Source organism: Variovorax sp. CCNWLW235 (assembly GCF_037204085.1).
GTDB lineage: Bacteria > Pseudomonadota > Gammaproteobacteria > Burkholderiales > Burkholderiaceae_C > Variovorax.
The window spans coordinates 336210-347979 of sequence record NZ_JBBCBW010000001.1; the positions used below are offsets into that span (position 1 = coordinate 336210).

An 11770-nucleotide genomic window follows, 5' to 3' on the forward strand; every position below is an offset into this window, starting at 1 on the left:
TGCATCGTCTCCGTATGGTTATCGTTTGTCAGGCGGCAACCGGGTCGATCCGCGCCGCATTCGCCAGGGCGGTGGTGCGCGTTGCGTGCGCGCGCTGGATGCGCGGCATGGCGTCCACGTCGATGATGAAAGCCACGCTGCCGTCGCCCAGGATCGTTGCGGCCGAAATGCCCGGCACCTTGCGGTAGTTGGTCTCCAGGTTCTTCACCACCACCTGGTGCTGGCCAAGCAGTTCGTCGACCAGGAGCGCAAAGCGCGCCTCGCCGGCCTGCACGATCACCAGGATGCCCTGCGTCGGATCGGTCTGCGCGCCCGACACGTCGAACACACTGTGCAGCTCGATGAGCGGCAGGTATTCGCCGCGCACCTTGATCACATGGCCGTCGCTGGTAATCGAATGCAGGTGCTCGGGCCGCGGCTGCAGCGACTCGATCACGTAGCTGAGCGGCAGGATGTACGCCTCGGTGCCCACCTTGACGGACATGCCGTTCAAGATGGCCAGCGTGAGCGGCAGCACGATGCGGGTGGTGGTACCCCAGCCTTCGCGCGAGCTGATCTCGACGTGCCCGCCCATCTCCTGGATGTTGCGCTTGACCACGTCCATGCCCACGCCGCGGCCCGAGATGTCGGTCACCTGCTCGGCCGTTGAGAAGCCGGGTGCGAAGATCAGCTGCCACACCTCGTCGTCGGGCATCGTCTCGGAAACGGGCAGCCCTTGCTGCATGGCCTTGGCCAGGATCTTTTCGCGGTTGAGGCCAGCGCCGTCGTCGCTCACCTCGATCACGATGTTGCCGCCGTGGTGCTGGGCCGACAGCAGCAGCTGCCCTTCGGCCTCCTTGCCCTTGGCAATGCGCTGCGACGGCGTTTCGATGCCGTGGTCCAGGCTGTTGCGCACCAGGTGCGTGAGCGGATCGATGATGCGTTCGATCAGGCCCTTGTCGAGTTCGGTTTCCTTGCCGAAGGTGTCCAGGCGCACTTCCTTGCCGAGCTTGGCGCTCACGTCGCGAATCACGCGCGGGAAGCGGCTGAACACATAGTCCATCGGCATCATGCGGATCGACATGACCGACTCCTGCAGGTCGCGGGCGTTGCGCTCCAGGTGGCCCAGGCCGCTCAGGAAACGCTCGCACTCCACCGGGTCGAGCATGGTGGCGGCCTGCGTCAGCATCGATTGCGTGATGACGAGCTCGCCGACCAGGTTGATGAGCTGGTCGACCTTCTCCACGTCCACGCGGATCGAACTCGAGTCTTTTGCGGCCGTTGCCGCGCCGGCGGCGGAAGGCTTGGCGGCTGCGCTGGTGGATGCCGCGGCGGGCCGGGCAACTGCGGGGGCAGCCGGCGCAGCAGCGGGTGCAGCCACGGCAGCGGGCTCATTTGCCGCACTCGCCGAGCCGGCGGCTTCCGGCGTGATCTCGATCTGCGATTCGTCGATGACGAAGCAGCAAACGGCAATGATGTCGTCCGGCGAGCAGGTGGTCTCGAGCACCACCGTGAGCTGGTCGTTGCTGCGCGTGCGCGACAGCAGCTTGCCGAGGTTTCCGAGCTCGTCGGCCAGCAGGTCGCATTCACTGTCGGAAAGGCGCGAGAACTTGATGCGCAGCGCGTCGTGCCCCGATGCGGCCGCAGCGGCAACCACAGGGGCAGCAGCCACCACCGGCGCGGGTGCGGGCGCCGGGGCCGGTGCGGCGGTTGCGCCGCCCTCGGTCTCGAGCGCGAGCTGCCGCAGCACACCGCAGATGTGGGCGACCATTTCAGGATCGGGTTCGTTCTCGGCCTGATAGGCAATCAGTTGTTCTTGCAAGGCGTCCTTCGTTTCCAGAAATGCATCGATCATCGAGCGGCTCAGGTTCAGCTGGCCGTGGCGCGCGCGGTCGAGCAGGGTTTCAAGCAGGTGCGTCGTATCGGTCAGCGCAACAAAGCCGAACGTGGCCGCGCCGCCCTTGATGGAGTGCGCGGCACGGAAGATGGCGTTGAGCTGCTCGCTGTCGGGCGCATCGGCGTCCAGCTCGAGAAGCAATTGCTCCATCTGCGCCAGAAGCTCGACGGCTTCGACAAAAAATGCCTGGGTGAACTGACTGAGATCCATCGTTGCTCCGAACCGGCTTGCTGTAGGGCCGGCATCAATTTCTATGGGTGCTCTGCGGAAGCGCCGCCGCCGGCGCTCCCCCTGGCCGTTACCTTGACGCTCTGGGCGGGGAGCAGCGGCGAAGGCGACGACAGTGACTTGGCGGGCCAGCTCGCGGCGTTGCCGCTGCCGCTGTTCTCGCGCTCTATCTGGTGCTGGGTGCGGTGGTTGAGCAGGATGATGCTGATGCGCCGGTTGATCGGGTTGCGCGGATTGCTCCTGTCCAGGTGCATGCTGTCGGCCAGCCCGACCACGCGCAGCACCTTGTTCTCGGCCATGCCGCCCACCACCAGTTCGCGCCGCGAGGCGTTGGCCCGGTCGGCCGACAGCTCCCAGTTGCCGTAGGAGCGGTCTCCGTTGGTGTAGACGATGGCGTCGGTATGCCCCGACAAGGTGATCTTGTTCGGCAGCTCATTGAGCGTGGGGCCGATCTCCCGCAGGATGGCGCGCATGTGCGGCACCAGCTGCGCGCTGGCCAGGTCGAACATCGGTCGGTTCTCGCTGTCGACGATCTGCAGGCGCAGCCCCTCGGTGGTGATGTCGATCAATATCTGCGAGCGGAACTGCTTGAACACCGGGCTGTTCTCGATGAGCTTGTCCAGCCGGTCCTTCATGCTGGCCAGGCGCTCGGCATCGGCGTCTTCCTCGGCGTCGGCCCGCTGGACCTCGCCGTCAGCGCGCGTGCTCGGGTCCATGCCGCCGCCCGGAATCACGCTTTCGCTGGTGCTGCTTTTCTCGCCGCCGCTGATGGCCACCTTCAGCGGCATGCGAAAGTGCTCGGCAATGCCCTCACGCTGCTTGGGCGAGGCATTCGACAGCAGCCACATCACGAGAAAGAACGCCATCATGGCCGTCATGAAGTCGGCATAGGCGATCTTCCAGCCGCCGCCGTGCCCGCCGCCTCCGTGGGCGGGAACGCGCTTGACGACGACCCTGTGTTTTTCCGTGCTCATGGCAATGTTCCACGCTGTGTATCAGCGGGCCTTGACCTCGCGCACGTGGCTGTCCAGCTCGGTAAAGCTGGGCCGCTCGGTCGAGAACAGCACCTTGCGGCCGAATTCCACCGCCAGCTGCGGTGCATACCCGTTCAGGCTTGCGAGCAGCGTGACCTTGGTGCACTGGTACATCTTCATGCTCTCGGCCACCTTCTGCTCGATGAGCGAAGCCAGCGGCGAGACAAAGCCGTAGGCCATCAGCACGCCCAGGAAGGTGCCGACCATCGCGTGCGCAATCAGCGCGCCCATCTCCGAAGGCGGCAGGTCGGCCGAGGCCAGCGCATGCACCACGCCCATCACGGCCGCAACGATGCCCAGCGCGGGCAGCGCGTCGCCCACGCGCGAAAGGCTGTGCATGGGCACTTCGGCTTCGTGCTTGATGGTCTCTATCTCGTGGTCCATCAGCGCTTCGATCTCGAATGCGTCGGTGTTGCCGCTGATGACCAGCCGCAGGTAGTCGCACAAAAACTCCATCACGGCCTCGTCGGCCAGGATGTTGGGATAGCGGGCGAAGATCTCGCTCTTGGCCGGGTCCTCCACGTCGGACTCCAGCTTCATCATTCCTTCCTTGCGCGCCTTGGCCAAGAGCTCGTAGAGCAGCGCCAGCAGGTCCAGGTAGAGCTGCCGGTTGTGCTTGGACGAGCGCAGCAGGAGCGGCAGCTCCTTGAGCGTCGACTTGATCGTCTTGCCGTTGTTGCCCGCAATGAAGGCGCCCAGCGCGGAGCCGCCGATCATCAGCAGCTCGACCGGCTGGAACAGCACCCCGAAGTGCCCGCCCATGAGCGCATAGCCGCCGAACACGGCGCCTATGACCACCAGATAACCAACCAAAAGGAGCACGCGCTTCCCCTACTGCCCTTGAGGCGTCGATTCAAAAGCCTTGCCCGCGGGGGCAAGGTCCGCTTTTTTCAATGAAGTCCACCGCCATCGAGCGCCGCTTCCACGGCCAGACCAATGCTTTCCATGCCCGGCACAGCGATTTCGCCGCCCGCCGCGCGCTTCGAACCGCGCGCCTTGCCTGCCCGCGACGGGGGCCGGCACAGCACGCAGACATATCCGCTCTTGTGGTCGTGCGCATGCGCCACGAACTGCCCCGCGCACCGGCAGCAGGTGCTCAGTTGCAGCATGTCGCTGTCGAAGAAGCGAACCATCGTGTATGCACGCGTGAAATCCAGAATTGGCTCGCTTTCCTGCGCTTCAATTTGCTGCAAATACAATTTGTAGCTTTTAATCAATACCCAAACCTTTTCTTCATCGGAATGGGTTTTCATGAATTGATACATGTTGTAAAACATTGACGAATGGATATTCGCCAACCAAGTCATATACCAATCCGTTGAAAAAGGGAGCAGCCCCTTGGGCGGAGAGACGCCCTTGATTTCCTTGTAGAGGCGGATCAGCCGCTCGCGGCTCAGGCCCACTTCCGACTCGAGGAACTGCAGGCGGGCGCCGAGGTGGATCAGCTGGATCGCCAGCTGAACTTCGCGCACTTCGCCAAGGACGCTCTTGGTGCTCATACGGCTGCGGTTTCTTTTTGGCTCTGCAGGCTTCGTGCAGACATCAGTATCGACATGTGCGCTTGTTGCAGCATCGTGTCCTTACCTTCGCCAACCACTGCCGACATCGAGGCATGCTCGTCAAGGCGAAAACTGCACAGCAGGAAGTTCGACGCCGCCAGTTTGAGGATCTGCGCCAGCGACATGCTGGCCAGCATGTCGGCCAGTTCGCGGCTCACGCCCAGGCGAAACATCGCCGCCACACGGTCCTGCTTGACCAGCTTCTGCGCAAGCAACATGTAGGCGAGATTGATGTCACCGATCTCGCGGGAGATCTCGCCGTTGGCCACGTTCATCACAATATCCGTTTCCAAAATTGCACTCCGTTCAGTCATGTCTTGAGTGAATTATTCCAACTATTTAACACTTTGTAACTTTCGATCACGGAGAAACTGTAAAGCGAGCTACAAGTACATGTAAGCTTTTGTTGCAACCACGTTACATGGTTTCCACCGATGAAATTAGTTCTCATTTATTCTTGAAAGTTAATTACAAAGCATTAACTTTTCCGGGCCCTGCAGCACCCTGGTCGGCTTCGATCCGGTGGATCCACGCCATGACCTCTGCCACCGCCAGATAGAGCTGCGGCGGGATCTGCCGATCGAGGTCCACCTGCATCAGCAGCTTGATCAGGTCCGCCGAGGCGTGCACGTACACGCCGTTCTCCCGCGCCTGCCGCAGGATCGATTCCGCCGTTACCCCGTAACCCTTGGCCACCACCACCGGCGCCTTTGCCTGGTCGGCATAGGAGAGAGCCACCGCGCTCGGGCGCGTATCGGTCGAGGCAGTCATTCCGCATGCTCCACCGGGCTCATCGCCGTGATCTGCAGGTCTTGCAAACGCAATCCGGCGGCTTCGAGGCGCGGCCCCAGTTCGCCGCTGTCGCTGCGCAAACGCGCAAGCGTGGCGCCCTCGCTCGCGGCAAGGCGCGCCTGAACCAGTTCACCCGTCAGGCTCAGCCGAAGATCGACGGCGCCCAGCTTGGGCAGCGAGAGCGAAACGGTGGTCGACCAGCTGCGCGGGCGCTCCTTGCGTTCGTCGTTGCGTTGGTCTCCAGGCGCATCGGCGGGCTGGTCGGCCTCTTCGTGGATCGACCATTCCATCGGAACATTCGGCCACGCCTGGCCGCTCCAGCGGAAAACCGAGGTGGCCAGCAGATCGAGTTGCTGATGCACCAGCGCCACGGTTTGCGGATGAATCATTTCAGCCGGCGCGGCCACCGAAGCAGCCGTGCGCGCCGAAGAGGTGGCGGCACTGTTCTCGCCGAGGCTGCGGCTGGCCATGCGCTCGTCGGCAGCCGCGCCCGCATCACTCGCGCTACCCGCAAAAACCGGAACCGCGGCCGAAGCAACTGGAACACCCTGGCTCGTGTAGACCGATGCCGGCGGCGTTTGCGCCGGTGCACCTTGGGCAACAGCAACGGGCTGCCCCTGGGCGGGCGCGCCCGGCAAAGGCTGGCTCGCCGCGGGAACGGATGCGCCCGCGGCCGCAACCGGTTGGCCAGCGGCGGGAACCGCCAAAAGCTGATCCGCGGCAACCGGCCGGCCCGGAACTGCCTGGGCGGGCTGGGGCTGCGCATGCGCCTGGGACGAAGGCTGCGCGGTGCCGCCATTGGTGGGCGTGGCTGCCTGCGTCAACCGCATTTGCGGCTCCTGCGCCAGTTGCTGCACGGTGCGAAGTCCGTTGGCAAATTCAACCAGATGCGATTCGTAGAACAGGCCGCTTGCTGCCACGGTCTGCGCCAGCGCGCCGGCGAGCACGGGCGCCGCGGGCGTCTGCGCCGAGGGCCACAGGGGCGTCGCGCCGCGCACCGGCTCGGGGTCGGCTTGAAGATCGGCCAGCACGGCGCTGATGGCACGGGCCGCCGCCGACCACTGGGTAGCCACCGAAGGCGGCGCATCGGCCGCGCGCGGTGCGCCGGCCGGCACCTTGGCCGGCAACACGGACTCGAGCAGCGAATGGGACGGCAGCCGGACATCGTTCTTGACCTGCTGGACCTCGGCCACCGCCCCGGCAGGCAGGCTGGTGCCGACCTCCGTCTGCAGCGCAGCGAGCTCCGGCCGCAGTGCGGCGAGCTTCGTTGCGAGCGGCGCATCGGCGAGTCCGATCGATCTGTTCATTGCGTTTGCCGTGCTCTCTTGCAGGTCAGTACGGCGTGCCGTATGCCTTGCCGAGTTCGCTGCGCATCTGCAACTGGGCCATCTTGGACACCAGGTCCTCGAGCTGAGGCTTGACCATGTCGCACACCTCTTCCTGGTCGGAATGGATGCAATCGATCAGGTTGCGCACCTGCTCCAGCTGCACCGCGTCCAGCGACACCTTGCCGATGGCCTTGAGGCGGTCGACCAGCGCCGCGCAGCGGGCTTCGAGCTCTGCAAGCCGTTCCCATTCCTTGGCGCGGGCGAGCGCCGCCATGAGCGACATGGTCGAGGCCAGTTCGCTGTAGCAATGGAGGACTTCGTGGCGGACCGGCATGGCCTGCGATTCCGGTGTTTCAGTTGTCGGCACTTGCACCGCCGACTTCGCGCCATGCAGACGCAATGTTTTCGAGAATTGCTTCGGCCTCGTCGAGCGCCTTCACGTCCTGGCGCAGGTTTGCGTACAAGAGCCGGCGAATCACGAAGTCGTAGAGCGCCGACAGGTTGGCCACCAGTTCGGCGCCCGCGGCGCCTGCGGCCTTGGCGTCCAGGCTGGCCTTCAGCCCGTTGTCGACGATGCTGATGGCCTTGGAAATTGCGTTGCCCCTGGCAATCGCATCGCCGCTCGCCATGTGGTGGCGAGCCATGCCGATGGTCGTGATGACGCCGTCGAACAGCATCACGATAAGCTGGTGCGGAGACGCGCTCATTGCGCGCGTTTCCATGCCGAGGCGTGCATACGCGCCGGCGCCTGTACGATGGTTATGGGGTGTGTACATCGGTTGCCTCTCAGGAACGCTTCTTTACTTGGTGCTGTTGCTCATTGCTGCGAACTGCTGCGTGAGATAGCTCATGGTGTTGTTCATCGTGGCGACCAGCACGTCCAGCTGGGTGAACTGCGCGCGATAGCGGGCAACGGTCGCGTCCACGCGCTTCTGCACGGCGTTGTATTGGTCGGTCAGGTCGTCGAGCGTGGAGCCGATGCCGTCGGTGGCGGCCTTGAGGGCGCCGCCCGTCGACGTCAGGTCGGTGACCAGGGCGCTTATCTGCTTGGCAAAGCCGGACGAGCTCGACGTTTCGCTGGTGAAGAGCGCCGCCACGGCGGGCAGGTTGTCGCTCAGCGCCTTGCCGAGCTTGGCATCGTCGATTGCGAGCGTGCCGTCCTTCTGCAGCGAGATTCCGATCTCGGACAGCACCTTCATGTCGTTCGGGCCGCCGGGCTGCGGAGTGGTGAGCGTCTGGCGCACGCGCGACAGCATGGTGCGCAGCGTCTGGTCGCCGGTGAGTGCCGCGGCCGTCTTGGTCTCGGCGTCGTAGGCGGTGAGCTTGTTCGACGTGGTCTGCAGGCTGTTGTAGGCGTTCACGAAAGCGGTGATCGCGGTCGACACGGTCGAGGTGTCCGCTGTCGTCCTGAGGTCGGTCTTGCCGATCGTCGACAAGGTCAGCGTGACGCCCTGGATGGCTTCGGACACGGTGTTGCCCGAGCTGGTGATGTCGATGCCGTTGACGTTGAGCTTGGCGTCCTGCGCGACCGCCGTCTGGCGCATGGACTGCGCGCCAGCGGGGTTGTAGCCCACCAGGTTCTGCAGCGCCGCGTCGCCCGCGACCGAAATCTGCATGCTGGAGGCCTCGCCGCTGCGCTTGGAGGCCAGCACCAGGCGGAACGGCGTGCCGCTGCCGTCGTTCACGATGCTCGCAGTGACGCCGACGTCGGCCTTGTTGATGGCGTTGCGGATGCCTTCGAGCGTGTTGTTGCTTGCATCGATCGTGATCTCCGCGGCCGGGCGGGTCACGTCCGCGTCGAAGCCGGCGCCGGTGTACTGCCCCGTGGCGGGATCGAGCGTGCCGCCATCGATGGTGCCGAACTGCAAAGTGATCTTGCCGCTGCCGATCGCGGTGGTGGCGGCGGCCTGGCCGACGGACACCAGCGATTGCGGCTGGGCGAGCTGCGTCACGTCGATGGAATAGCTGCCTGCCGCCGCAGTTTCGCCGGCGGCCGCCGAGAGAACCTTCGGATCGGACACGGCCGCCTTCACCGTCTGGAAGAAGCTCGGGCTGTTCAGCTTGTCGCTCGCCGTCTTGAGCGCGTTCAGCGCGCCCTGCACCTGCGAGAAGGCAGACAGCTTGGTGGTGTAGCTCGTTGCCTTGCTCTGGATGAGTTTCAGCGGCTGACTCTCCGCCGTCTCGAGGTTGGTCAGGAGGGCGCCGAGTTCGAGATTGGATCCGACGCCGATGCTGCTGATGGCCATGGGTTTATTCCTTTGATGGGTGGGTCGATCAGGCGTTCTGGCTCATCAGCACGCCGGGCACCTTGCCCAGCAGCTTCGCGATGCGCAGCACCTCTTCGGAGGGAATCTGGCGAATCAGTTCGCCGCTCGCGCGGTCCACCACTTTCACCACGAGCCGGTCGGTGTCGTCGTCGACCTCGAAACGCACGCCGATGGACTGGTCGGCCATCGACGCATTGATCTCGCGAACCGCGTCATCCAACGCCTCGGGTGCCGCGGGGGTGCTGTCCTGCGCCTTGCCGGCCGATCCGCCGGCCAAGGCGGCCATGCCCTCCACGCCGCCGGCGCGGCTGCTGGGCACTGGTGCGGCTCGCAGGCTCTCGGCCGCAGGCCCGACGGGGATGGACATGACTTCAACTCCTGTTGTTCGCTTTTCTCTGCGGCCTCCGGCCTGGAGGCCGCAGAGAAAAGCGCAGGCGCGAAGCCCGCAGGCTCCGCGTCTGCGCCATGCGCACCGGCCTTTCGGCCGATGCGCGGGGCGCTACCTAGCTTCTTCAGATCAACGCAGCAGCGACAGGACGCCTTGCGTGGTCTGGTTGGCCTGCGACAGCACCGAGGTACCGGCTTGCTGCAGGATCTGCGCGCGGGTCATGTTCGACACTTCCACGGCGTAGTCGGCATCTTCGATACGCGAGCGGGCGGCCGACAGGTTGTTGGTCGTGTTGCTCAGGTTCGTGATGGTCGATTCGAAACGGTTCTGCACCGCACCGAGGCTGCTGCGCAGCTCATCCACGCTGGCCAGGGCCGCGTCGATCGCCTTGAGCGGATCCGGGTTGTACTGCTCGCCCAGCGTGACGGTGCCGTCGGCAGCCACGTTGGCCTTGTAGTACACGTCGGCGTCGTTGGCTTCGCCCTTGACGACGTAGCCACCATCGCTGCCGTCTTCCAGCGTGACCTTGTGCAGGCTGGGCGACGAGCCGACCTTGTCGGCAGCGAGGCCGGACAGGTTGGCGGTAACGGCAGGCACTGCGACCGGCGGAACTTCGTAGCTGGTGATCGCGTCGGAGATGCCGGTGGCCGGCGGAGCTGCCGTGGCGAAGTCGCCGCTGTCGTACGACACTTGGCCGGTCGCAGCATCGAAGGTTGCGGCGATGACGTTCGTACCGCTGTCCTTGGACACGAAGAAGTCGCCGTTCTGGTCGACGTACATCTCGATCGAAGCGGCAGCGTCGGAGTTCACAGCCGTGACGTTGTCAACGTTGACAGTTGCGCCGGTACCGGTGGAGATCTCTTGGCCGGCGGCAGCCAGGGTGGCGGTCGGCGCAGCGCCCAACGGGGTCGAACCGTCGAATGACAGGGTGCCGGAGGCGCTGTCGTAGGTGGCAGCGTAGAAGGTCGTGCCAGCGTCGTCGGACACATACAGCGTGTCGGCGTCGGCATCGTCCACGTACACGGTGTACGAGCTCGCAGCGGCGGTGTCCACGGCCACCAGGTCGACCGACGTCGTTGCACCGGTCGAAGCGGGCTTCACGGTCGTCGTGGCTGCAGTTGCCACGGTCGACAGGTCCAGACCCTTCTTGCTGATGTCCAGGTTGCCCAGGCCGAGCGTCTTGGAGGTGATTTCCTTCAGGTCGATGTCGATGGTTTCGCCGTCGTTGGCGCCGACCTGGATCGACAGCTTGCCGTCCTTGGCCAGCACGTTCACGCCGTTGAATTGCGTCTGGGCCGACACACGGTCGATTTCGTCCATGCGCTGCTTGATTTCAGCCTGGATCGACGAGAGGTCGCTGGCCGAGTTCGTGCCGTTGGCAGCCTGCACCGACAGTTCGCGAACGCGTTGCAGGTTGTTGTTGATTTCGTTCAGCGAGCCTTCGGTCGTCTGAGCGAGCGAGATGCCGTCGTTGGCGTTGCGGGCTGCTTGCGTGAGGCCCTTGACGTTCGCGGTGAAACGGTTGGCGATGGCCTGGCCGGCAGCGTCGTCCTTGGCGCTGTTGATGCGCATGCCCGAAGACAGGCGCTCGATCGCCGAGTTCAACGAACCCTGGGACTTGTTGAGGTTGTTCTGGGCAACCAGCGAGAGGTAGTTGGTGTTGATGACTTGCGCCATTCTCGACTCCTAGTAAAAAGAAGAAAGGTTTAATGCAATGGACCGTAACGCTGGACCTGCCACTTGCGAGACCCAATCCACCGTTGCTTGTTTATCGACAGGGGGCATCAAACCTTTAGGGCGAGAACGAAAAATATTGCGCGCGCAGCCTTGACCGGGTCCGTCAAGCCTGCATGCTCATGATTTCCTGGTAGGCGCTGACCAGGCGGTTGCGCACCTGCAGGCCGGTCTGGAAAGCCACGTTGGCCTTCTGCAAATCAACCATCACGTCGTTCAGCGCAACGCCCGGCTTGCCCATTTCAAAGTCTTCGGCCTGGCCGTAGGCCTTGGTCTGCGCGGTGCTGATGTTGTCCAGCGAGCGACGGAGCTCGGCGGCAAAACCACCCGGCTCGGCCGCTTCGGCGGCGGGCTGGGCAATGCCCGTCTGGAGCGAGGTGACCCGCATCTGCTGCAAAACGGACTCGATGGCGGCAATCGACATGGAATGCTTTCTATGTGTGTGAATTTGGGGGTGGACAAGGAAGCACCGGGGCGCCTCCGCGTGTTTTCAGCGTATCAGGGGAAGCCCTTGGGACATGCCCCCAACTGACGGCAAAACCCCCAGTTGTTCGACCAATCGAA

Annotated in this window: 13 protein-coding genes; all 13 read right to left on the bottom strand. The window is 64.2% G+C overall.

Annotation, left to right across the window (positions count from 1 at the left end; all coding sequences use genetic code 11):
- Positions 1 to 28: 28 nt before the first annotated feature.
- The 13 genes from cheA to fliE all read right to left on the bottom strand — a co-directional run bounded on the left by cheA (position 29) and on the right by fliE (position 11630).
- Positions 29 to 2086: a chemotaxis protein CheA gene (gene cheA / locus V9L21_RS01680; protein WP_337308582.1), complete on the bottom strand. Its 2058-nt coding sequence runs from the start codon at positions 2084 to 2086 to the stop codon at positions 29 to 31.
- Positions 2087 to 2127: 41 nt separating this feature from the next.
- Positions 2128 to 3078 (bottom strand): flagellar motor protein MotB, encoded by a 951-nt coding sequence (gene motB, locus V9L21_RS01685; protein ID WP_337308584.1) that lies wholly within the window; start codon positions 3076 to 3078, stop codon positions 2128 to 2130.
- Positions 3079 to 3099: 21 nt separating this feature from the next.
- Complete coding sequence (gene motA, locus V9L21_RS01690; RefSeq protein ID WP_258502096.1) at positions 3100 to 3960, bottom strand: flagellar motor stator protein MotA; 861 nt, start codon at positions 3958 to 3960, stop codon at positions 3100 to 3102.
- 68 nt (positions 3961 to 4028) lie between these two features.
- Positions 4029 to 4637 carry a flagellar transcriptional regulator FlhC gene (flhC, locus tag V9L21_RS01695; RefSeq protein ID WP_337308586.1) on the bottom strand — a complete coding sequence of 203 codons (609 nt, stop codon included), beginning with the start codon at positions 4635 to 4637 and terminating at the stop codon, positions 4029 to 4031.
- Positions 4634 to 5011 carry a flagellar transcriptional regulator FlhD gene (gene flhD / locus V9L21_RS01700; RefSeq protein ID WP_337308588.1) on the bottom strand — a complete coding sequence of 126 codons (378 nt, stop codon included), beginning with the start codon at positions 5009 to 5011 and terminating at the stop codon, positions 4634 to 4636. Before flhD ends, flhC begins: the two co-directional genes overlap by 4 nt.
- Positions 5012 to 5165: 154 nt before the next feature.
- On the bottom strand, positions 5166 to 5468 hold the full coding sequence (locus V9L21_RS01705) for an EscU/YscU/HrcU family type III secretion system export apparatus switch protein (protein ID WP_337308590.1): 303 nt from the start codon (positions 5466 to 5468) through the stop codon (positions 5166 to 5168).
- A complete protein-coding gene (locus tag V9L21_RS01710; protein WP_337308592.1) occupies positions 5465 to 6796 on the bottom strand; it encodes a flagellar hook-length control protein FliK in 1332 nt (443 codons plus the stop codon). The genes V9L21_RS01705 and V9L21_RS01710 overlap by 4 nt, the downstream gene beginning before the upstream one ends.
- A gap of 25 nt (positions 6797 to 6821) precedes the next feature.
- Positions 6822 to 7151, bottom strand: a complete 330-nt coding sequence (locus V9L21_RS01715) for a flagellar protein FliT (protein WP_337308594.1) — start codon at positions 7149 to 7151, stop codon at positions 6822 to 6824.
- A 19-nt stretch (positions 7152 to 7170) separates the two neighbouring features.
- On the bottom strand, positions 7171 to 7593 hold the full coding sequence (gene fliS / locus V9L21_RS01720) for a flagellar export chaperone FliS (RefSeq protein WP_337308596.1): 423 nt from the start codon (positions 7591 to 7593) through the stop codon (positions 7171 to 7173).
- Between the two features lie 24 nt (positions 7594 to 7617).
- On the bottom strand, positions 7618 to 9063 hold the full coding sequence (fliD, locus tag V9L21_RS01725; protein WP_337308598.1) for a flagellar filament capping protein FliD: 1446 nt from the start codon (positions 9061 to 9063) through the stop codon (positions 7618 to 7620).
- Positions 9064 to 9091: 28 nt separating this feature from the next.
- Positions 9092 to 9451, bottom strand: coding sequence for a flagellar protein FlaG (locus tag V9L21_RS01730; RefSeq protein ID WP_337308600.1), 360 nt, complete (start codon positions 9449 to 9451; stop codon positions 9092 to 9094).
- A gap of 150 nt (positions 9452 to 9601) precedes the next feature.
- Positions 9602 to 11149: a flagellin N-terminal helical domain-containing protein gene (locus V9L21_RS01735; protein WP_337308602.1), complete on the bottom strand. Its 1548-nt coding sequence runs from the start codon at positions 11147 to 11149 to the stop codon at positions 9602 to 9604.
- 163 nt (positions 11150 to 11312) lie between these two features.
- Positions 11313 to 11630: a flagellar hook-basal body complex protein FliE gene (gene fliE / locus V9L21_RS01740; RefSeq protein ID WP_337308604.1), complete on the bottom strand. Its 318-nt coding sequence runs from the start codon at positions 11628 to 11630 to the stop codon at positions 11313 to 11315.
- Positions 11631 to 11770: the final 140 nt, after the last annotated feature.

Excerpts from the sequence above, each read along its gene's own strand:
- cheA (WP_337308582.1), bottom strand. The coding sequence starts at position 2,086 with ATGGATCTCAGTCAGTTCACCCAGGCATTTTTTGTCGAAGCCGTCGAG.
- motB (WP_337308584.1), bottom strand. The coding sequence starts at position 3,078 with ATGAGCACGGAAAAACACAGGGTCGTCGTCAAGCGCGTTCCCGCCCAC.
- flhC (WP_337308586.1), bottom strand. The coding sequence starts at position 4,637 with ATGAGCACCAAGAGCGTCCTTGGCGAAGTGCGCGAAGTTCAGCTGGCG.
- flhD (WP_337308588.1), bottom strand. The coding sequence starts at position 5,011 with ATGACTGAACGGAGTGCAATTTTGGAAACGGATATTGTGATGAACGTG.
- V9L21_RS01705 (WP_337308590.1), bottom strand. The coding sequence starts at position 5,468 with ATGACTGCCTCGACCGATACGCGCCCGAGCGCGGTGGCTCTCTCCTAT.
- V9L21_RS01710 (WP_337308592.1), bottom strand. The coding sequence starts at position 6,796 with ATGAACAGATCGATCGGACTCGCCGATGCGCCGCTCGCAACGAAGCTC.
- V9L21_RS01715 (WP_337308594.1), bottom strand. The coding sequence starts at position 7,151 with ATGCCGGTCCGCCACGAAGTCCTCCATTGCTACAGCGAACTGGCCTCG.
- fliS (WP_337308596.1), bottom strand. The coding sequence starts at position 7,593 with ATGTACACACCCCATAACCATCGTACAGGCGCCGGCGCGTATGCACGC.
- fliD (WP_337308598.1), bottom strand. The coding sequence starts at position 9,063 with ATGGCCATCAGCAGCATCGGCGTCGGATCCAATCTCGAACTCGGCGCC.
- V9L21_RS01730 (WP_337308600.1), bottom strand. The coding sequence starts at position 9,451 with ATGTCCATCCCCGTCGGGCCTGCGGCCGAGAGCCTGCGAGCCGCACCA.
- V9L21_RS01735 (WP_337308602.1), bottom strand. The coding sequence starts at position 11,149 with ATGGCGCAAGTCATCAACACCAACTACCTCTCGCTGGTTGCCCAGAAC.
- fliE (WP_337308604.1), bottom strand. The coding sequence starts at position 11,630 with ATGTCGATTGCCGCCATCGAGTCCGTTTTGCAGCAGATGCGGGTCACC.